This window comes from Ensifer sp. PDNC004, assembly GCF_016919405.1.
In the GTDB taxonomy this organism is placed as follows: domain Bacteria; phylum Pseudomonadota; class Alphaproteobacteria; order Rhizobiales; family Rhizobiaceae; genus Ensifer.
In genome coordinates, this window is the sequence record NZ_CP070353.1 from 3119412 (window position 1) to 3138285 (window position 18874).

Consider the following 18874-nt stretch of genomic DNA (forward strand, 5'->3'; position numbering starts at 1 on the left):
CCAACCCTAAGGGTAGGAAATCTTTCGCGCGAACTCGGGAACGCCATCCCACGGAGCGCGGTCCAGCTTTTGCATGTCTGAAATGCTAAGGTTTTGCATGAACGCTTTTGTCAGGCGGCGGGCGTTCTCACGGCTGTCAGCTTCCTTCTCGCTCAGGAAACGAGCAAACCAGACGCGTTCGCCTCCGTCCAAGCGAACAATCGTGGCGTTTACGAATTCTTCCATTTCGTCCATGGCAACAGATTTGGATTTTCCAACCCTGGCCTTCAAAAACTGATGAGCGAACCAGCGCCGATGGGCGGCCAGATTATCACTTCCCTCGCGGAGCCGCCCGACATCGGGCCTAGCAAAATAGACGATACGGACCGCCCCGCCGCAACGATTCAACGAGCCCCATTGCTCGAAAAACTCAAATGTCATCTTTCGTGCAGCGATCCCCTGTTCGACCTGGGGGATGAGTCGTCTTCCGGCTTCGAAATGTTCGCAAAGCAATTCTTGGTCGATGGCATCCACGTATGGAATCATCTGCCATGAACGAACCGACTGTCCGACTTCTTCGTCATGCCAATGTGGCGCGGTGTCCCGCCACTCCGATTTCCTCCCACTTTTCGTTTTGGTAGTGGCTATTCGTTGGCCGATACCTTCCGCTTGGGTTTCAAAATGCATACTGAAGAGATCCCGGAGTTCGCCAAACTCAACCTGGATCTTGGCCCAGAAAGCATTCTCCGTTTCGGCGTCCATAACCATCTCCAACCTTCCGAGGGGACTATCCCTCCAACTTGCGCTGCCGGTGGCGGTTACCGGTGCGCCGTCACGAGCGTCACTGCCGTCACAGGCATGATGCCGTGGCGGCAGTGATGGCGTCAGCCGTACACTGAAACGCAAGGGGAGGGGAGGGGAGGCTTGCTCGCTGGACAGTCGCGCGCCCGCGTAGCTGCGCAGCCCGAACACCTGGTGGCATATGCGCACCTGGGACACTCAGGACATCGCGACGTGCCTGAACGAGTTCGCGGCAAAGACCGGTCGCGCGCCCGCGTAGCTGCGCTGCCACGAACGACTGCGGCATAGGCGCACGGCACGGCATTGTGGCACCCGCATTTGTTCAACCGGAAGGTCGTGTCAATCTTCCAAGTACTTTTCTTGGAGCCATCCGGTCCATGCTTCATCGACCTCGCCGTTAGTATATACGGTGCAGGAAGCTAATCTTCGAGCGGCAATAAAGAAGACGAGATGGACACCGACGAAATAACCGTATTCTCCCTCCTGCCATGTCATCCCGCGAAGTTTCCAGTCATCGTAGGCGTAATTGTTGTTACCATGAAGCTTCGCTTCCACAACAAGCAGATTATTTCGCTCGCCCATGATGTGAACGATAATGTCGGGACGTATCCTGTTAGTGGGTTTTCGAGGTGGCCTGCCGGGGTACTGAAGCGCTTTCTCGTCTTCGCCAAGACGATCATACTCGCCGTTAACATCCCATTCGTTGCCAAATAATTCTCGGAGGTGCCATCCTAACTCGAAGGTGACTGCAACTTCACTTGGCTGAAACCGCGCGAGCCGATCGTTATCAAGGACCCTGTCGATAGCCTCTGCCAGTCGACCCAGCACATCCTCCATCTCGTGCTCCATTCGATGGGTCCCTCCCGCTATTGCTGAAGAAAATCAGGTAGTTGACACAACTGTCCCTCGGACTGCCGAGTGCAATAGACCACTTCGATCAATATCGATAAAGTTCATCTGAAATGGCGTTCAGAATTTCTGGTAGGCGATCATGCTCCCCTCTAGGGTACCAAATTGGCGTGATCCCATGTTGCGATAGAAACGCGTTTCGATTTGGCAACTGGCTCACGTCGGCCGGCGCTTCTAAGATCGCGAAATGTTGAGGAACGTTTTCCCCCAGCTCCTCTTTTAGCGCCCTAAAAACATTCATAGTGCGATCTGCAATGAGACTGCAGCCGACAAACAAAAGGCTAACGTGCTCATATAGTCGCCGCAGCTTCTTGGGGATTGGCAAGCTCATGTTGAGGTAGGCCTCGCCATAAGCTACGTCGTAGTGCGCCTTGCTCAGGATGCAGTTCGCGGGCGATGTGATAGTGCCGTGAAGCTTTAGCAAGGCGCGTTTGCGGTTGGAACAAGCAAAAATAAGATCTTGGTTGTCCCTTTCGGTCGAAGAAATTGGAGTGACATAGGCACCACCTGACGCTGCAAGAGCCTTCTCGATGCATAAATCATAGTTTGTGGTGACGATGACGTGCTTGCACAAATTAACAATCAGCCTCTGCAAATCCAGGTTGGCGGGCTCCCCCAAGAAGTCATCCTTCATGCCTTGGACGAATAAGGGCATTTTGTGTTTTTGGATCAGCTCGTCGATGATTTCTTCGTGAAGCCCCTCATCGATGCGGCGCTGAGCGTCGCTAAGCCCGCTTGCATTGGCATGGTTTACAAGATGCTGAGACCAGCCGGGGTAGCCAGACGTACAAGAGACGCCCGCACCAATAAAAGGGACAATCGACTCGCCCTTCAGGTGCTCAATCAGTTGGTTGAAATGCGCTTTGTTCTTTCGAAACCACAGATCATCGAAGGAGTCAGCGCCAAGTGCGAAATCACGCTTCTCCTGAAAATGACGATCGATCTCTAGTTCGTAGGCCGTTGGATCGCCTGCAAATAAAGCTTTGCTGGGCGTTGCGATATTCAGCAATCCGTATCGTTCAAGAACTTTCTCAGCATCTTCTCCCTTTTCATCCAACCAATTATTGAATGACTTATGCTGATGATATGTCGCGTGCCGGTCTTCCTCACACCAGGAGATGGAAGTCGAATGTGTCGGCATCTTACGCCTCGAACAGTGCTTTGATTTCAATAATGGCGGATTGAATGCTGAATTCTGTCAATCCGAGCTTCTCGATTTTCGGGCGCCACTCATCATCTGCACGAATGTAGTCGAGGACCTTGCTTGCGTTAGGCTCTACGCCAAGTGAACGCATGTGCTCGATGGCATAGTCGACAGTGGCGAGAGTTTCCCAGTCCTCGTTTTTCTTGAAGCGGAACTGGTCTGCGACCCAACCGGCAATCTCACCATAGGCATAGGTATCGATCCACTCCTTCATCTCTGCGGCCGCACCGCCCGGCACGTGGCCGAAGCCATAGCGTCCACGAGCTTCGCGTAGCCAGTTCTTCTGTTTGGCAATTGCTATGCCGCCGGAATGCTTCATGGAAGGGTTGTAGGGGCCTGCTGCCTTGCGAGCGAACTCGCGGTTGAGCGCATGCTCGCCACTGTGACGTCGAGCGAAATATACAGCTTTTTGCAGACGGAAGTTACCGATGGGCTCGCCGCCGGCCTCGAAAAACGCCTTCACGATAGCACCGACCAGCACAGCCTCCTTGAACTTGCTGTCAACGTCAGCTGAGCGAGCGAGCAAGTGCTCATCGCCACCAGCGGCAATCTTGGTCGTGCGCGGATCGTTTCGGTTGTTTAAACGGTTTACCACGTTGGCAGGGGGCGCCTTGATGCTTTTGAAGCTAACGGCTCCCTCACCCGTAACTGGTTCTAGCAAGCGAGGCCCATTGCCGCCTTCGGGCCCGCTCGCGCTTAAGGTATGGACCAGCGACGCCAGTAATTCTGTATTCAGCCGTTCGCCCTCGCGCACCTGTTCTTCCAGCAGATCGCACAACGCCATCAGCTCATCGATCCTGGCGACAATGCGTTTTTGCTCGGCGACCGGCGGGAGCGGAAGTATAATGTTGATTAGGCGAGTTAGCCCAAGGTCCCTATTCCCTATTCCCTGGGTGAACTCTTGACTTTGTTTGTAACAGCGCGGGCTGTTCAGGGTATAAGCTAAATATTCAGGGACGATCAAATCATGATCGAACTTAAGAACCGCGATGTGAACCCAAACGCTGAATTCTTTATCTGATCGATTTACTGCAGCTACCCCCGTGGTCCCGCCTTTGGTGTATAATAAATCACCATGCTCCGGCTTTGTTCTTCTAGAAAACTCCTCATGGTCTAAACGACTGATGAATTTGCAACCGGAGAAATCAAGCTTACCGGAAACGATATTGCGGGTAGAAATAAAGGGAACACCAATTTTTGCATCCACGTATTTTGGCGAAAAGTGCGGTCCATCGGTTACTGACCAGCAGAGATCTCCCAACTGCACCCAACGCCATCCGTCCGGGAGAGGCGCAAGCGTGTCAGTGCAAAAGCCACTCGTTTGCTTTGGTTTGCGGATCTTTTTCTGGGCTACTCGATCCTCGATCCGAGAGCGAATGGCTTCGTATTGATTTACACTTGAAGCTGCTCCGTTCGAGAACCTCCCCTTTGTTACCAGATCCAGGATAGTCCCTCTCAGTGCCTCGATCGTCTCAAGTTCATCGAACAGCTCACTAAATCTTGGGGCAATTCTGTCCCAACGCTCGGCGGTCGCTTCAGCGGTGTTCGCTTCGTTCAGATCAATCAAAGCTGAGGCTGCGGTGGCGCGCTTGAGGCTGATTGCTCTATCCCGTCGCTCCTCCAGCGTATCGCATAGCGCCATGAGTTCACCGACCTTGGCAACAATGCGCTTCTGCTCAGCGAGAGGTGGGAAGGGCACCCAAGTATTGCGAACATAGCTAGTTGATAGTTCGACCTGGTTTGTCGATCCCGAGGCATCAGACTCCAGCGTACGCTGTACGTCTGGCGAAGCGAGACAGCACCAAACATATTTCGGATCGCCCAATGCAAGCCGGACTACTGTTACGTGGCTATCTGCGACAAAAATCTGCTCTCCGAACGGAGCGCCATCGAAATTGATTATACGGCCGATCGTGCCAGTTCCGGTTGAATTCCAAAGGAGATCGCCGTCTCGTATTATCCGTTCTCGCCCGAATTTTTTGAACGCATCGGCGTCTAGCCACCTACATGGCTGATCGGCAAACCCTGTCCATTGGATACATTTTTGGGAGATGATCTTTATACTGCCGCTGTCGGCGTAAGTAGGACTTTTCCCCCTCTGAATATAGCTGGCGATCGTATCGAGCCGTACCCATTGCCAAGAACTTGGAATCTCAAACGGCGGCGTACTCAAGTCGAACTCAATCTCTTTTCGTTTCGCGCCGACTCCGCTTGCAATATCAGCAGAAACGAAATCATCGGCGCGACTCAAATGGCTCAGAATGTTGTCGTCATCCGAAGATGTGGAGGTTAATTTCCCTCTGACTGCAAGTTGCAGCACTAGGTCCCGGAGATCTTGGACACCACCGGGACCGGATGTTAGCGGAGCGAAATGTTTCAGAAAAACATTAGCGTGCATGGCGTCACGCTGCCGTCGTCTTGCCGAGTGCTGCGGTCAGGATGGCCTTCAGGCTTTCCTGTGTGGCGGCCAATTGTGCGCGGGCTTCCTGCCACTCGCCCAGAAGTTCGGTTGGGTCCTTGTGCCCTTCTTCCCTGCGATGCGGATTGGCAATGTCGAGGTTGTACCCGTTGGCTCTGATCTCGGCGGCGCTGACCTTCCAGGCGCTGTCGTTCTCTTTGCGACCTGTTCGGGTGGTCAGATCACCCCACCAGGCCTTCTCGGAATTCTCACCTTCGAACTCTTCGATCCGCATTGGTTTTGTTTTGGAGTAGCTCTTATAGCCTTCCGGATAGGTGTGCTCGTAAAACCAGACCTCTTCAGTTGGTTTGCCTTTTTCAAAGAAGAGGAGGTTCGTCTTAATGCCCGTGTAAGGGTTGAACACACCGTTGGGCAGGCGGACGATGGTGTGCAGGTTGCACTCGGTCATGAGCTTTTCCTTGATGCGCGTCTTGATGCCCTCACCGAACAGCGTGCCGTCAGGCAGAACCACGGCTGCACGGCCGTTGTCCTTTAGGAGCTCGATGATCAGCACCAAAAAAAGATCCGCGGTCTCACGCGTCTGGAAGGCCTGGGGCACGTTTTTTTCGATTCCGTCCTCCTCCGTGCCACCGAAGGGCGGGTTGGTGATGATGACATCGATCTTGCCGCGCCACTTGTGATCCTTGAGCGCTGTTGCAAGCGTGTTGTCATGCTCGATGTTGATCGGTGACTCGATTCCGTGCAGCATCATGTTGGTGACGCAAAGTAGATGCGGCAGTGCTTTTTTCTCTACGCCGAGAATGCTCTCCTGAACCGTCTTCGCATCTTCGACGGACTGCACATAGTGGTCGCTCTTGTGATCCATTACATGGGCCAGAAAGCCGCCGGTGCCACAGGCGGGATCAAGAACCAGTTCGTCCAGCTTCGGATCGAGCATGTCGACCATGAATTGGGTGACGGCGCGGGGCGTATAGAATTCACCTGCGTTCCCGGCGCTTTGCAGGTCTTTCAGGATCTGTTCGTATACGTCGCCGAACGCGTGCTTATCGCCCGTGTTATTGAAATCGATATCGTTGATCTTGTTGATCACTTGGCGGATCAACGTGCCATTTTTCATGTAGTTGTAAGCATCCTCGAAGGCTGAGCGGATGACGATCGCACGGTCACGCTCGGGTCCATCGAGAGTGAGATTCTTCAGTTTCGGAAAAAGCTGGTTGTTGATGAAATCGAGCAGCGCATCTCCGGTGATGCCCTCTGGATTGCTGGCCCACGCAGACCAGCGCAGATGTGCCGGGATGGGTGAGCGATAGTCGTCGCTCAACAGCATGAGCGAGTCTTCTTGATCATCCAGGATCTTTAGGAAGAACATCCAGACAAGCTGACCAATGCGCTGCGCGTCTCCATCAACGCCCGCATCCTTGCGCATGATGTCCTGGATCGATTTGATGACACCCGAAACGTTGGTCACGCGTTACGCCCCTTCACGATACAATTCCGCCTGCAAGTCTTTGATGGCGGCTTCATAAGCTGATTTGCCGCCGAAAACACCCTTCATGATCTCAACCGGAGTGCCGATTTGATCAAAGGGCTTAAGCTGCAGCACGCGAGCGTTTTCTAATGGCGCGAAGTCGTCGTCGGCGTATTTATCTAGCAACGCCTCTAGAACAGAGCGGGCTTTACCCTCGTATTTCGCGAAGTAATTGCGTTTCTTCACCTTCTCGACGCGTTCTTTGCGCGTAAGCGGCGGCTGGCCATAAGCCACATGGCAGAGTAGGTCGAAGGAACTGAAGGCATCGCCGTTTCTGACCTCTTCCCGTAGCCCTTCTAGCGAAACGCCCAAGGCTTCCAGCTCCTCAATGATCGCCTGCTTTTTCTCTGCACTGGACCAGCGCCGTAGGAATTCGCCCAGCGTCTTGTAATCCTTCTGCAATGTCTTCTGCGCGTAGCTGCGCAGCGATTCTGTGATCAGTTTGCCGCCTGGCCCAAGATATTGGACCCGCTTCGACAACACGATGACCTCCACACCGTCAACGTAGAATTTGCGCAGCGGTTCTGGCGGAAGATCGCCGTCCGACCCATCGATGATCGACGGTTGTTCTTCCTCGCCGAACCCTCCTTTAGGTGTTGCAGGCGCCTCATTTCCATCGGGCGGAAGCGGCGAGTCGTTTTCGCCGGGCTCGTAAATCTGGACGGGATCGCCATCGAAGTCGGGATCAGCGAAAAGCTCAGTCGCCCGCTTGAAGTCCATTATCGTGAAAAATTTTTTGCCGTGCTCTTCATCAATGCGTGTGCCGCGACCGATAATCTGCTTGAATTCGGTCATGGACTGGATGCGTTGGTCCAAGACGATTAGCTTGCAGGTTTTGGCGTCCACGCCGGTAGTCAGCAGCTTCGAAGTCGTTGCAATCACAGGATACTTGGCTTTCGGATCGATGAAATTGTCGAGCTCCGCTTTGCCCAAGGGGTCATCACCGGTGATCCGCATAACGTAACGATGATTCTCTGCGACCAAATCGGCATTCGCATTCGTAAGCTCTTGCCGCATACGTTCAGCATGCTCCGTGTCTTCACAGAACACGATGGTCTTGTCGAAGCGGTTCGTTGCCTTCAGAAACTCGGTGATCTTTGCGGCGACCAACTTCGTACGTTGATCGAGAACGAGTGTACGATCGAAGTCCCGTTGATTGTAGATTCTGTCGAGCACCTCGTGTCCATATCGATCGACCGTACCTGCTTCGGGCCTGTATCCAGTGAGGTCCTTATCCAGATCGTAACGGATGACCTTGTAGGGAGCGAGGAAGCCATCTTCGATCCCCTGACGTAGCGAGTAGGTGTAGACCGGTTCACCGAAGTAATCGACGTTGGAAACGTCCTTCGTTTCCTTGGGTGTAGCGGTGAGGCCAATCTGAGCCGCGCTAGAAAAATACTCGAGTATCTCGCGCCAAGCAGAGTCCGCTGCAGCGCTGCCACGGTGACATTCGTCGATGATCACGAGATCGAAAAAATCAGGCGAGAACTGCTTGTAGATGTTCGCCGCATCGTCCGTACCAGTCACCGCCTGGTATAGTGATAGATAGATCTCATACGACTTGTCCGCTTGGCGATTACTGATCTTCGTCATCGCCCCACCAAAGGGCTTGAAGTCGTTCGTCTTGGTTTGATCTACGAGAATGTTCCGGTCTGCGAGGAACAAAATGCGCTTCTTGGCGCCGGCCTTCCACAGCCTCCAAATGATCTGAAAGGCCGTGTAGGTTTTCCCGGTTCCTGTCGCCATCACGAGCAGAAGCCGGTCCTTCCCCTTAGCGATTTCCTCAATGACGCGATTGACTGCCAGAGTTTGGTAATAGCGCGGCGCTTTGTCGGAACCATCATCGAAATAGTCTTGATCGAGGAGGTTACGCTTTGGAGCGGCAATGCCTTTCCATGCGACATAACGGGACCACAACTGGTTTGGCGAGGGGATGTCGTGGAGTGCAATTTCACGCTCTAGGCGTCCATCGGCTGAGGTCTTGTCATGAAACACAAATCCTTTGCCGTTGGTCGCAAAGGCGAAGGGCGCGCCAATCATATCCGCATATTCCAGCGCTTGCTGCATTCCAGACCCTACATTGTGCGTGGCATCCTTAACCTCGATCACGGCGATTGGAATGTTAGGCTTGTGGTAGAGGACATAGTCTGCCCGCTTTTGCTTACCGCGCGCGGTGAGTCTTCCGCGAACCACGATTCGACCAGCGGTTAAGGTTACCTCTTCTCTGATTTGTTTATGCAAATCCCATCCGGCACTTACGAGCGCGGGCGTCACAAGCTTTGTGCATACGTCACGTTCGCTATGATCTCTCATTGCAGCCTGCCAAGTCATTGATTCAACGCAAGGTAGTTTATACTGAGCGACTTGGCTAGTTAGATTTCTGTGGGTCATGCCTATCACCACTACGCCGGTGTCTTTCTCACTGGTTCTCTGCGGGCCACTGCCATTGGACGTGACTTAGGTTCAATCACGTTCGGGGATTTAGCCTAGGGGTCAGTCAGAAGCATGTAACATATTCTGATTGACCACCGGTAGATGATATGTAACATTGATTTCCTGTCATCCACGGTGGAGACCTTCATGCCAGTTGTCAGAATCAACGATGCCACCTTCGCGGATCTTAAATCCATCGCGACTTGGTTCGGGATGAAGACACCCAGCGAAACCATCGAGCGCGTTGTAAAGGAGGTTATGGAGCAGCTGGGAATGGAACGGGACGGCGAGCCCGATGAGGATATAAATGTCGCCAGCGATGGCGTAATGCAGTTCGATTCTGATCCGGGCCTCGCGTTTACGAAGCCCCTCGTGGCTACGGTCAACGGTAAGGCTGTTCCCAATCCACGCTGGTCCTCCATCCTGTTGACGATGATCGCGCAGGTGAAAGCGAAAGGTTTGGAGGGCGACGAACTGGTTCGCGAGTTAGGCGTCTCGTCAAAGGCGGCGAAGTTCGAGGGCGAGGGCTTCAGATACCACGCCGACCTTGGCATTTCGGTACAGGGTCAGTCAGCATCCGATGCTTGGAAGGAAGTCGACCGGATCGCGAGAAAATGGCGAATCCCTGTTGCGGTCGAGTTTTGTTGGCGCCAGAATCCTAGGGCGAAATATCCCGGCCGGAACGGAGTGCTTCATTCGGGAAACCGGTAATGGGCGCAACAGGCGTTACTGAAAGGAAACAGTACAGCCTTTCGAGTGATGAACGAATCAACCACAACTGTGGTCACCGCCCGGTCACCATCACTCGTTTTAGAACTAGTTCGCCGCAATCCGTTGGGTTACCGCTCAATTCGAAACGGCTAACTCAGGTGCCTGCGTGAGATGGCGCAATTTAATGTATCGTGGTGAATGGGATGATATTTTCGCGTAACGCGCGAAACGTGCAATTCCTAGTTTGCCAAGGTTGGGGTCGGGCGTTCGAATCGCCTCACCCGCTCCAATTTCTCCCAACCACTTCATTTCACAGCCATTTCTGGAATGAAACGGCATTTGCCGTCAGGCATTGCATGCGCCGTTAGTGCGAGTCCGCACCATGTGGTTCGGACCGCCGAGACGGCTCCTTTGCGTTTTGCCTTTGTTGGTGAAGCCGGCTGGCGCTTCCGCGCTCAGCTCTTCATGAACACGTAGTCCGTTTCCTGCCGGCGGGTCTCGCCCGGGCGCAGCACGGCGTTCGGGAAGCCGGCATGGTTGATCGCGTCCGGCCAGATCTGTGTTTCCAGGCAGAAGCCGGCAAAGGCGCCGTAGCGGCGGCCTTCGAGGCCGGGGACGGGGATGTTCAGCTTTGCGCCGGTATAGAGCTGCACGCCGGGCTCGGTCGTCAGCACTTCCATCGTGACGCCCGAATCGATGCTGCGGGCAAGCGCCACCGAATGTTTCACCATGCGTTCGTTCGAAAGGCAGAAATTATGATCGTAGGCGACGCGCTCGCCTTCGGTCTGGCGGCTGAGCCGCGTCATCTCCCTGAGATCGAAGGCGGTGCCTTCGACGGCAAGGATCGCACCCGTCGGCACCTGGCGTTCGGTGGTCGGCAGATAGTGGTCGGCGGCGATCATGATGTCGTGGCCGAGGGCGTCGGCGCTGCCGTCGAGATTGAAATAGCTGTGCTGGCAGACATTGGCGAGCGTCGCTCGGTCGGTTTCGCTCTCGTAGACGACGCTCAGGACACCGCCGGGCTTCAGCTGGTAGGTGCAGGTAACCTTGCAATTGCCGGGATAGCCGGCGCGACCATCCGGGTCGGTAATGGCGAGCGTGACGCTGTCGGGCGTGTGCCGAACGATCGTCCAGTTGCGCTTGCCGATATTGTCGCTGCCACCGTGCAGATGCGTGACGCCCTTCTCGTTCAATTCGAGCTGGTAGGCCTCGCCATCGAGCGTGAAGCGGCCGTTGCCGATGCGATTGGCGCAGCGGCCGGGCGTAGCGCCGAGATAGGGCGAATGGGCGAGATAGCTTTCGAGATCGGTGAAGCCGAGCACCAGCGGCGGCTCGTGGCCTTCCAGGCGCAGGTCCTGGATCACCGAACCCCAGGTGAGCACATGCGCGGTGAGGCCGCCACCGGAAAGCACCACACGATGGACCGGCTCGCCGGATGGCAGGTGGCCGAAGATTTCCGTGTTCTGATGCATGTTCACCGCTTACTCCCCTCTTCGCGATCGCAGCAACCTGCGTCATTTCAAAGAGCGCGGCAACTGGAATTCTCACTGCACGTGCCGTTAAATCGTCTCCGCTGCCGGCACGAAAACATGCAAGCCATTCAAAGCGCTACGGCGACCCTGGCGTCTGTTCAAAGGCACACGGCGCTCAAGATTTTCGTGGCGCGTTCAACGCGACAGCTGCTTGGTCGCATCCTGAAGGCCAGCGAGCGTCAAAGGAAACATCCGCCCCTCGAACAGGCTCTTCACCATGCCGATCGACTGGGTGTAACTCCAGTGCTGTTCGGGCACGGGGTTGATCCAGATCGAGCGCGGAAAATGCGCCGTCAGACGCGAGAGCCAGAGGGCGCCTGCCTCGTCGTTCCAATGCTCGACCGAGCCGCCGGGGTGGCTGATCTCATAAGGGCTCATCGAGGCGTCGCCGACGAAGATCGCGCGGTAGTCGCCGCCATAGGTGCGCAGCACTTCGGTCGTCCGGGTGATGTCAACGCGCCGGCGGCGATTGTCCTTCCACAGGCCCTCGTAGACGCAATTGTGGAAGTAGAAATGCTCCATGTGGCGGAACTCGCTGCGAGCCGCTGAAAACAGTTCTTCGACGATGCGGATATGATCGTCCATCGAGCCGCCGATGTCGAAGAACATCAGGAGCTTCACGGCATTGCGACGCTCGGGCCTTGTCACCACGTCGAGATAGCCGTGTTCGGCGGTGGCGCGGATCGTGCCACCGAGATCAAGCTCGTCGGCAGCACCCTGGCGCACCCAGCGCCGGAGGCGTTTTAGCGCCACCTTGATGTTGCGCGTGCCGAGTTCGACCGTGTCGTCGTAATCCTTGAACTCGCGCCGGTCCCAGACCTTGACGGCGCGGCGGTGGCGCGACTGGTCCTGGCCGATCCGCACACCCTCGGGGTTGTATCCATAGGCGCCGAAAGGCGAGGTGCCGGCGGTGCCGATCCATTTCGAGCCGCCCTGGTGCCGGCCATTTTGTTCCTGCAGCCGCTGGCGCAAGGTCTCCATCAGCTTGTCGAAGCCACCGAGCGCCTCGATCAGGCGTTTTTCTTCCTCGCTCAGATGCTTCTCTGCGAGCTTGCGCAGCCAGTCCTCGGGGATGACGGCCTCTTCGCCCGCCTCCATCGGGTTGACGGCTTCAAGACCGGAAAAGCAATGCTGGAACACCCGGTCGAAGCGGTCGATATGGCGCTCGTCCTTCACCAGTGCCGTGCGCGCCAGATAGTAGAAGGCCTCGACGTCGAAGGTGGCGATGCCCGCCTCCATCCCCTCGATCAAGGACAGGAATTCCCGGAGCGTGACCGGGACCTTCGCCGCCTTGAGTTCGAGGAAGAAGGGAATGAACATCTGACCTCAGCTTTTCCCGGCGCCGATCTCCGCGACATCATACGGCGTCGTCTGGTACATCTCGTTGATCCAGTTGCCGAAGAAGAGATGCGCATGACTGCGCCAGCGATTCTGCGGCGGCAGGGTCGAATCGTTGTGCGGGAAGTAGTCGTGCGGCATCTTGATCGGCACGCCCGCATCCACGTCGCGGAAGTATTCGTCCGACAGCGAGGTCGAATCATACTCCACGTGGTTGAACATGTAGAGCCGGTTGCCCTTCTTCTCGTGCACCAGGCAGACGCCCATCTCCTTCGATTCCATCAGGATTTCGAGGCTCGGCACCTTGTCGATGTCGGCGCGGCGGACCTCGGTCCAGCGCGAGACCGGGACGGCGAAATCGTCGGAGAAGCCATTGAGGTAGACGGAGGAACGATTGAGGTTCTGGTGGCGGTAGACGCCGAAGGCCTTTTCCTTCAGCGGATACTTCGGCACGTTGTGGAAGTGATAGATCGCCGCCATCGCGCCCCAGCAGACGTTGAGCGTCGAATGCACGTTGGTCTCGGTCCAGTCGAGGATGCGCTTCAGCTCGTCCCAATAGGTGACGTCCTCGTATTCGAGCGTCTCGACCGGCGCGCCGGTGATTATGAAGCCGTCGAACTTGCGGCCCTGCACTTCTTCCCAGGTCTCGTAGAAGGAGAGCAGGTGATCTTCCGAGGTGTTCTTGGCCCGGTGAGCGCCGATGCGCACCAGTGACAATTCCACCTGCAGCGGCGAGGCGCCGATCAGGCGCGCCATCTGGATCTCCGTCTTGATCTTGTTCGGCATGAGGTTCAGGAGCCCGATCTGGAGCGGGCGGATATCCTGACGGATCGCCACGGTCTCGGTCATCACCCGCACGCCCTCATGCACGAGGGTTTCGAAGGCGGGCAGCGTATCGGGAATCTTGATGGGCATGGGCTTCCACTCGATCAATACAAAAAAACCGGCGGCGATTGATCGCGACCGGTCCTCGGAAATCCAACTTTCCTCGGCCCTTTAGCGACTTGTTTAACGTGGCTGCAAGCCGGCCGGCCAAATCACCACAGGGAATTTGATAGCGCGAGTGGGCCGCGGGGGTCAAGAAAAACGATTCGGGGTGTCGTGGTCCCTCATCCCGCTGCCGCGACCTTCTCGCCGTTTTGACGGGGAGGAGGCGCCTTGCTGCTCCCAGTTGGCGTCTACCACTCAACAGTTCGCAGCAGGCTTAGAGCCTCCCGCATGCCATAACCGAGCCGGCGCTCAGCCTCATCGAGGCCGAGCCAGAAGAAGCGGAAGCGGATCGGCTCGCCGCCGCCAAAAGGCGTCATTTCCTGATGTATCCAGGTCTGCCGTTGCTCGCCGGCGAGCGCGACGTGAAAGTAGTGCCGCCGATGGCAGATCGTCCTGCCGTCCTTCGGGTAGTGGTAGTCCTGCGTGACGAGATGTGTGAGTGTCTGCGACGGCGTCAGCCCTGTCTCCTCGACGAACTCCCGCAAGGCCGATGTCTGCGGGCTTTCGCCCGGCTCCATCGTGCCGCCCGGCACCTGCAGCTCGATCTCGGGAAAGTCCGGTTCGTCGAAGACCAGCAGCCGGTCCTGCCAGGTGCCATAGATCAGCACCTTATGGGCGTCGGGCGTCATTGGTCGCGGCGGGCCATGAAGGCGAGGCGCTCGAAGAGGTGCACGTCCTGCTCGTTCTTCAGCAGCGCACCATGCAGCTTCGGCAGCATGGTCTTGGCGTCGGCCCTGAGGTCGGCCGGATCGACCTCGTCGGCGACGAGCAGGCGGATCCAGTCGAGCGCCTCGGACGTGGAGGGTTTCTTCTTCAGGCCCGGCACCTGGCGGATGTCGTAGAAGGCGGCGAGCGCTGCGGACAGCAGCGTCTTGCGGATGCCGGGATAATGCACCTCGACGATGCGGGCGAGCGTGTCCGCGTCGGGGAAGCGGATATAGTGAAAGAAGCAGCGGCGCAAAAATGCGTCCGGCAGCTCCTTCTCGTTGTTGGACGTGATGATGACGATCGGCCGGTGACGGGCGCCGATCATCTCGCCGGTCTCGTAGACATGGAATTCCATGCGGTCGAGTTCCTGCAGCAGGTCGTTCGGAAACTCGATGTCGGCCTTGTCGATCTCGTCGATCAGAAGCACCACGCGGCGGTCCGCCTCGAAGGCCTGCCAGAGCTTGCCCTTGCGGATGTAGTTGCGGACCTCGTTGACGCGCTCGTCGCCGAGCTGGCTGTCGCGAAGCCGCGACACGGCGTCATATTCGTAAAGGCCCTGCTGCGCCTTGGTCGTCGACTTGACGCTCCATTCGATCAGTTCGAGGCCAAGGGCTGCGGCGATCTGGCGGGCAAGCTCGGTCTTGCCGGTGCCGGGCTCGCCTTTGACCAGCAGTGGCCGCTCCAGCCGGATCGCAGCGTTGACGGCGATCATCAGGTCCTTGTCGGCGATATAGTCGGCGGTGCCTTGAAATTGCATGGGCGTCTTCCGGTTCAGCGTAAGTCAGGCGAAGTCATGCCCTATGGACTATCGCATAATGGCTTAAATCGGAATCGTTTTGAGGGCAGGCGTGATCAAGCGGTCAGCCGCGAAGGGCGGTGACCTCGATCTCGATCAGCATTTCCGGGCGGATCAGGTCGCAGACGATCATCGTTGCGGCCGGGCGGATCTCGCCGAAGACTTCGCCGAAGATCGGGAACACCCGGTCGGCGAAGCTGGCATCGGTGACGTAGTAGTGGTTGCGCACCACATCCTTCATCGAGAAGCCCGCTTCCTTCAGCGCGCCCTCGATCGTCTTCAGGCAATTGCGCGCCTGCTCCTCCACCGTCTCGGGCATGGTCATGGTGGCGTAGTCATAGCCGGTCGTGCCGGAGACGAAGCACCAGTCGCCCATCGCGACGGCACGCGAATAGCCTGCCGTCTTTTCGAAGGGTGAACCCGAGGAGATGAGCTTGCGCGCCATGCTTCTCGCTTTAAGCCCAGGGACGCGAAGCGCCGACCGTCTTTTCGAAGTTGTCGATGGCGGTTGCCTTTTCCAGCGTCAGGCCGATGTCGTCGAGGCCGTTCAGCAGGCAGTGACGCTTGAAGGCATCGACCTCGAACTTGACCGAGCCGCCGTCCGGGCCGGTGATTTCCTGGGATTCCAGGTCGATCGAGAGGATGGCGTTGGAGCCGCGCGAGGCGTCGTCCATCAGCTTGTCGAGGTCAGCCTGGCTGACGACGATCGGCAGAATGCCGTTCTTGAAACAGTTGTTGTAGAAGATGTCGGCAAAGGACGTGGAGATCACGCAGCGGATGCCGAAGTCGAGCAGCGCCCACGGAGCATGCTCGCGAGAGGAGCCACAGCCGAAGTTGTCGCCGGCAACGAGGATGCTTGCGTTCTGGTAGGCCGGCTTGTTGAGGACGAAATCCGGGTTGACCGAGCCGTCTTCGTTGTAGCGGGCTTCGGCGAAGAGGCCCTTGCCAAGGCCGGTGCGCTTGATCGTCTTCAGGTAGTCCTTCGGAATGATCATGTCCGTGTCGATGTTGACGACGGGGAGGGGGGCTGCGACACCGGTGAGCTTGACGAATTTTTCCATAACTTCAGGCCTTCGATTTCAGAAGAATGTTGCGCTAGCGTTTAGATGAGTTTTGCGCCGAAATGAAGGAAAATCTGTTCAAATAGGCTTCGCCGGGTGGGTGAAAATGCCCGCCCGGCGAGAGCTTCGTCCGGATTTCGATTGTCTGCAGGGACTTAGCCTGCCTTCACCGGGCTGTTCATGGCCCATAGAACGCCGAAAGGATCGCGGAGCTGGCCGTAGCGGTCGCCCCAGAACATCACCTCGATCGGCATCACCACCTCGGCGCCGGCGGCAACCGCACGGTCCCACCAGGCATCGATATCGTCGACGGTGAGCGTCAGGGTGAAGGCCTGCGGCTTTTCCAAGGGATGGCCGTATTCCGGATAGGCATCGGCCAGCATCAGCGAGCTGCCGTTGATGTAGAGGTGGATGTGCATCGTCCGGCCCTGCTCGTCGAGCGGATGCCGGCCCACTTCCTTGCCGCCAAAGGCGCGCTGGTAGAATTCGGAGGCCTTGGCGGCGCCATCGACCTGAAGATAGGGCAGAAGGCCGTTGAGGACCGGTGCCGGCTGCTGCGTCTGGGTATCCATATCGTTCTCCATCCTGTTCGAAGAGCCAGGACCGTGCTGGCCTGCTTCAAGGACGGACATGGAATGGTCGATCCGACATGGGGTCGAAAAAAAATCGCAGCCGGCTGAACGACGGTTTTCAAGGGACGCAAACAGGGTTCGAGCCGATCGTCGATCGGCCCGGATTGCGGGGTACCAAGATCGCTGGAGATCGATTCCGACCGCCGGGAATTAGAGGTCGATGATCGTGCCGCGACCGTCGTTCCAGATGCGCATCTCGCGCTGGCCCTGGGCGGGGCCTGCGGCAGCCGGGCGCACGGTGGCGCGGGCTGGCCTGAAGTTCAGCCGGGTGGCAATGGCGCTGCCGACCACGACGACGGCGGCGATGCCGGCAAGGGCCAGCGCCAGCGAGGCGGTAAGCACAAAGGCCGCGAACGTGATGGTCAGGGCTGCGGCCGTAAAGAGAACAGAGCGAATGCTTTGCATAATCGTCACCTTTCTGATGGCGATGTGGGGGCTCGCCTTCGGACTTGCAAGAGGCGGGCCCTCGAAAGGGGTGCGGCGGTTCGCCTCGTCTTGCGGAACGCGGCAAAGGCGGGCACAACTGAAGCATGAACAAATCGAGCGAACATCACCCGGTACGCCTGCGCCGCTCGGTGCTTTGCGTGCCGGCCGACAATGCCCGCGCGCTTGCCAAGGTCGCGGAACTTGCGACGGATGCTGCGATCTTCGATCTCGAGGATGCGGTTGCGCCCGAGCGCAAGGTGGAAGCGCGTGCGGCGCTGGTGCAATATCTGACGACAAGCCGGCCGGATTGCGAGATCGTCATCCGCATCAATGCGATCGGCTCGGACTATGGTCAGGGCGATCTTGCTGCAGCGCTTGTGGCCAATCCCGACGCCATTCTGTTGCCGAAGGTCGAAAGCCCGGCGGATATCCAGGCGGCGGCCGACTGGCTCGACGAGAACGATGCGCCGGAGACGTTGCGCCTCTGGGCGATGATCGAGACGCCGCGCGGGGTGATCAACGCGCCTCTTGTCGCCGAGGCCGGCCGCACCTTCAGCGGCAGGCTCGATTGTTTCGTCGTCGGCCTCAACGACCTGCGCAAGGAGACCGGCGTTCCGGATCGTCCGGGCCGGCCCTATCTCGTCCCCTGGCTGATGCAGATCCTGCTTGCCGCGCGGGGCGGCGGGCTCGATGTCATCGATGCCGTGTTCAACGATTTTCGTGACGCTGCCACCTTTGACGAAGAATGCCGGCAGGGCCGCGACATGGGCTATGACGGCAAGATGCTGATCCATCCGGCGCAGATCGGCCCGGCGAACGAGCGCTTCGGCGTCGAGCAGATCGCCGTCGACGAGGCCCGCGCGATCATCGCCGCCTTTGCGCTCTCGGAAAATGCCGGCAAGGGCGTCATCAATCTCAACGGACGCATGGTCGAGCGGCTGCATCTCGACCAGGCCGTAAAGCTTGCCGCCAAGGCGGACCTCATCGAACAACGAAAGACAAGATCTTGAAACTCTACCGCTTCCTGACCGGTCCCGACGACGCCACCTTCTGCCACAAGGTGACGGCGGCGCTGAACCAGGGCTGGAGCCTGCACGGCTCGCCCACCTACGCCTTCAATGCCGATACGCAGCACATGCAGTGCGGTCAGGCGGTGGTCAAAGAGGTCGAGGGCAAGGATTACACCCCGGATATCAAGCTGTCGGAACAGTAGGCAGTTTAGCCCTCTCCTCGGGTTTAACCCGAGAACTAACCCTCTCCCCGATGGCAGGGAGTGGGGACGCGACGGACGCTTGGTCATCGCGAATAGTCGGCACGTGAAGCCCGTTTCTGGAATTGGGTATGAATGCGAGCGGGTGCCGCGCGTTTCCTTCGCCCCGCCTGCGGGGATGAGGTGCCTGCAGGCGG

At 57.5% G+C, this 18874-nt stretch carries 18 protein-coding genes and 1 riboswitch; of the genes, 3 read left to right on the forward strand and 15 right to left on the reverse strand.

What is annotated here, in order from left to right; translation table 11 throughout:
* Nucleotides 1–6: 6 nt before the first annotated feature.
* The 6 genes from JVX98_RS23365 to hsdR all read right to left on the reverse strand — a co-directional run bounded on the left by JVX98_RS23365 (nucleotide 7) and on the right by hsdR (nucleotide 9153).
* On the reverse strand, nucleotides 7–741 hold the full coding sequence (locus tag JVX98_RS23365) for a hypothetical protein (RefSeq protein WP_205237551.1): 735 nt from the start codon (nucleotides 739–741) through the stop codon (nucleotides 7–9).
* 378 nt (nucleotides 742–1119) lie between these two features.
* Entirely contained in the window at nucleotides 1120–1617 is a 498-nt protein-coding gene (locus JVX98_RS23370) for a hypothetical protein (RefSeq protein ID WP_205237552.1), read from the reverse strand.
* 100 nt (nucleotides 1618–1717) lie between these two features.
* Nucleotides 1718–2830 carry an SIR2 family protein gene (locus tag JVX98_RS23375; protein ID WP_205237553.1) on the reverse strand — a complete coding sequence of 371 codons (1113 nt, stop codon included), beginning with the start codon at nucleotides 2828–2830 and terminating at the stop codon, nucleotides 1718–1720.
* Between the two features lies 1 nt (nucleotide 2831).
* Nucleotides 2832–5213, reverse strand: coding sequence for a restriction endonuclease subunit S (locus JVX98_RS23380; protein WP_205237554.1), 2382 nt, complete (start codon nucleotides 5211–5213; stop codon nucleotides 2832–2834).
* Nucleotides 5214–5295: 82 nt separating this feature from the next.
* Nucleotides 5296–6780, reverse strand: coding sequence for a class I SAM-dependent DNA methyltransferase (locus tag JVX98_RS23385; RefSeq protein WP_246764937.1), 1485 nt, complete (start codon nucleotides 6778–6780; stop codon nucleotides 5296–5298).
* Nucleotides 6781–6783: 3 nt separating this feature from the next.
* A complete protein-coding gene (hsdR, locus tag JVX98_RS23390; protein WP_205237555.1) occupies nucleotides 6784–9153 on the reverse strand; it encodes an EcoAI/FtnUII family type I restriction enzme subunit R in 2370 nt (789 codons plus the stop codon).
* A 267-nt stretch (nucleotides 9154–9420) separates the two neighbouring features.
* Here hsdR and JVX98_RS23395 point away from each other — a divergent pair, with 267 nt between their 5' ends.
* Nucleotides 9421–9984, forward strand: a complete 564-nt coding sequence (locus JVX98_RS23395) for a T4SS efffector SepA family protein (protein ID WP_205237556.1) — start codon at nucleotides 9421–9423, stop codon at nucleotides 9982–9984.
* Nucleotides 9985–10439: 455 nt separating this feature from the next.
* On the opposite strand, the gene JVX98_RS23400 is transcribed toward JVX98_RS23395, so the two are convergent.
* From JVX98_RS23400 to JVX98_RS23440, 9 genes are all read right to left on the reverse strand, one after another.
* Nucleotides 10440–11456, reverse strand: coding sequence for an aldose epimerase family protein (locus JVX98_RS23400; RefSeq protein ID WP_192451115.1), 1017 nt, complete (start codon nucleotides 11454–11456; stop codon nucleotides 10440–10442).
* 195 nt (nucleotides 11457–11651) lie between these two features.
* Entirely contained in the window at nucleotides 11652–12836 is a 1185-nt protein-coding gene (locus tag JVX98_RS23405) for a VWA domain-containing protein (protein WP_205237557.1), read from the reverse strand.
* A 6-nt stretch (nucleotides 12837–12842) separates the two neighbouring features.
* Nucleotides 12843–13769: a homoserine O-succinyltransferase gene (gene metA / locus JVX98_RS23410; protein ID WP_192451010.1), complete on the reverse strand. Its 927-nt coding sequence runs from the start codon at nucleotides 13767–13769 to the stop codon at nucleotides 12843–12845.
* Between the two features lie 61 nt (nucleotides 13770–13830).
* A riboswitch (SAM riboswitch) is annotated at nucleotides 13831–13908 on the reverse strand.
* 124 nt (nucleotides 13909–14032) lie between these two features.
* A complete protein-coding gene (locus JVX98_RS23415) occupies nucleotides 14033–14473 on the reverse strand; it encodes an NUDIX domain-containing protein (RefSeq protein ID WP_205237558.1) in 441 nt (146 codons plus the stop codon).
* Nucleotides 14470–15309, reverse strand: coding sequence for a MoxR family ATPase (locus tag JVX98_RS23420; protein WP_043620012.1), 840 nt, complete (start codon nucleotides 15307–15309; stop codon nucleotides 14470–14472). The genes JVX98_RS23415 and JVX98_RS23420 overlap by 4 nt, the downstream gene beginning before the upstream one ends.
* Before the next feature lie 103 nt (nucleotides 15310–15412).
* A complete protein-coding gene (locus JVX98_RS23425) occupies nucleotides 15413–15793 on the reverse strand; it encodes a RidA family protein (protein ID WP_034802728.1) in 381 nt (126 codons plus the stop codon).
* 10 nt (nucleotides 15794–15803) lie between these two features.
* On the reverse strand, nucleotides 15804–16409 hold the full coding sequence (leuD, locus tag JVX98_RS23430; RefSeq protein ID WP_192451008.1) for a 3-isopropylmalate dehydratase small subunit: 606 nt from the start codon (nucleotides 16407–16409) through the stop codon (nucleotides 15804–15806).
* Between the two features lie 155 nt (nucleotides 16410–16564).
* The gene (locus tag JVX98_RS23435; protein ID WP_205237559.1) at nucleotides 16565–16981 is read right to left on the reverse strand and encodes a glyoxalase/bleomycin resistance/extradiol dioxygenase family protein; all 417 of its coding nucleotides are present in this window, start codon (nucleotides 16979–16981) and stop codon (nucleotides 16565–16567) included.
* 210 nt (nucleotides 16982–17191) lie between these two features.
* Nucleotides 17192–17446 (reverse strand): hypothetical protein, encoded by a 255-nt coding sequence (locus JVX98_RS23440; protein WP_043620010.1) that lies wholly within the window; start codon nucleotides 17444–17446, stop codon nucleotides 17192–17194.
* 125 nt (nucleotides 17447–17571) lie between these two features.
* Between JVX98_RS23440 and JVX98_RS23445 the strand changes: the two genes are divergently transcribed.
* A complete protein-coding gene (locus JVX98_RS23445; protein ID WP_205237560.1) occupies nucleotides 17572–18477 on the forward strand; it encodes a CoA ester lyase in 906 nt (301 codons plus the stop codon).
* Nucleotides 18474–18680, forward strand: a complete 207-nt coding sequence (locus JVX98_RS23450; RefSeq protein ID WP_043620008.1) for a DUF1737 domain-containing protein — start codon at nucleotides 18474–18476, stop codon at nucleotides 18678–18680. The genes JVX98_RS23445 and JVX98_RS23450 overlap by 4 nt, the downstream gene beginning before the upstream one ends.
* Nucleotides 18681–18874 lie beyond the last annotated feature (194 nt).

Coding starts and splice junctions, on each gene's coding strand:
- JVX98_RS23365 (WP_205237551.1), bottom strand. CDS start 741: ATGGACGCCGAAACGGAGAATGCTTTCTGGGCCAAGATCCAGGTTGAG.
- JVX98_RS23375 (WP_205237553.1), bottom strand. CDS start 2,830: ATGCCGACACATTCGACTTCCATCTCCTGGTGTGAGGAAGACCGGCAC.
- JVX98_RS23445 (WP_205237560.1), top strand. CDS start 17,572: ATGAACAAATCGAGCGAACATCACCCGGTACGCCTGCGCCGCTCGGTG.
- hsdR (WP_205237555.1), bottom strand. CDS start 9,153: ATGAGAGATCATAGCGAACGTGACGTATGCACAAAGCTTGTGACGCCC.
- JVX98_RS23415 (WP_205237558.1), bottom strand. CDS start 14,473: ATGACGCCCGACGCCCATAAGGTGCTGATCTATGGCACCTGGCAGGAC.
- JVX98_RS23395 (WP_205237556.1), top strand. CDS start 9,421: ATGCCAGTTGTCAGAATCAACGATGCCACCTTCGCGGATCTTAAATCC.
- JVX98_RS23435 (WP_205237559.1), bottom strand. CDS start 16,981: ATGGATACCCAGACGCAGCAGCCGGCACCGGTCCTCAACGGCCTTCTG.
- JVX98_RS23440 (WP_043620010.1), bottom strand. CDS start 17,446: ATGCAAAGCATTCGCTCTGTTCTCTTTACGGCCGCAGCCCTGACCATC.
- JVX98_RS23425 (WP_034802728.1), bottom strand. CDS start 15,793: ATGGCGCGCAAGCTCATCTCCTCGGGTTCACCCTTCGAAAAGACGGCA.
- JVX98_RS23420 (WP_043620012.1), bottom strand. CDS start 15,309: ATGCAATTTCAAGGCACCGCCGACTATATCGCCGACAAGGACCTGATG.
- JVX98_RS23370 (WP_205237552.1), bottom strand. CDS start 1,617: ATGGAGGATGTGCTGGGTCGACTGGCAGAGGCTATCGACAGGGTCCTT.
- leuD (WP_192451008.1), bottom strand. CDS start 16,409: ATGGAAAAATTCGTCAAGCTCACCGGTGTCGCAGCCCCCCTCCCCGTC.
- JVX98_RS23400 (WP_192451115.1), bottom strand. CDS start 11,456: ATGCATCAGAACACGGAAATCTTCGGCCACCTGCCATCCGGCGAGCCG.
- JVX98_RS23405 (WP_205237557.1), bottom strand. CDS start 12,836: ATGTTCATTCCCTTCTTCCTCGAACTCAAGGCGGCGAAGGTCCCGGTC.
- metA (WP_192451010.1), bottom strand. CDS start 13,769: ATGCCCATCAAGATTCCCGATACGCTGCCCGCCTTCGAAACCCTCGTG.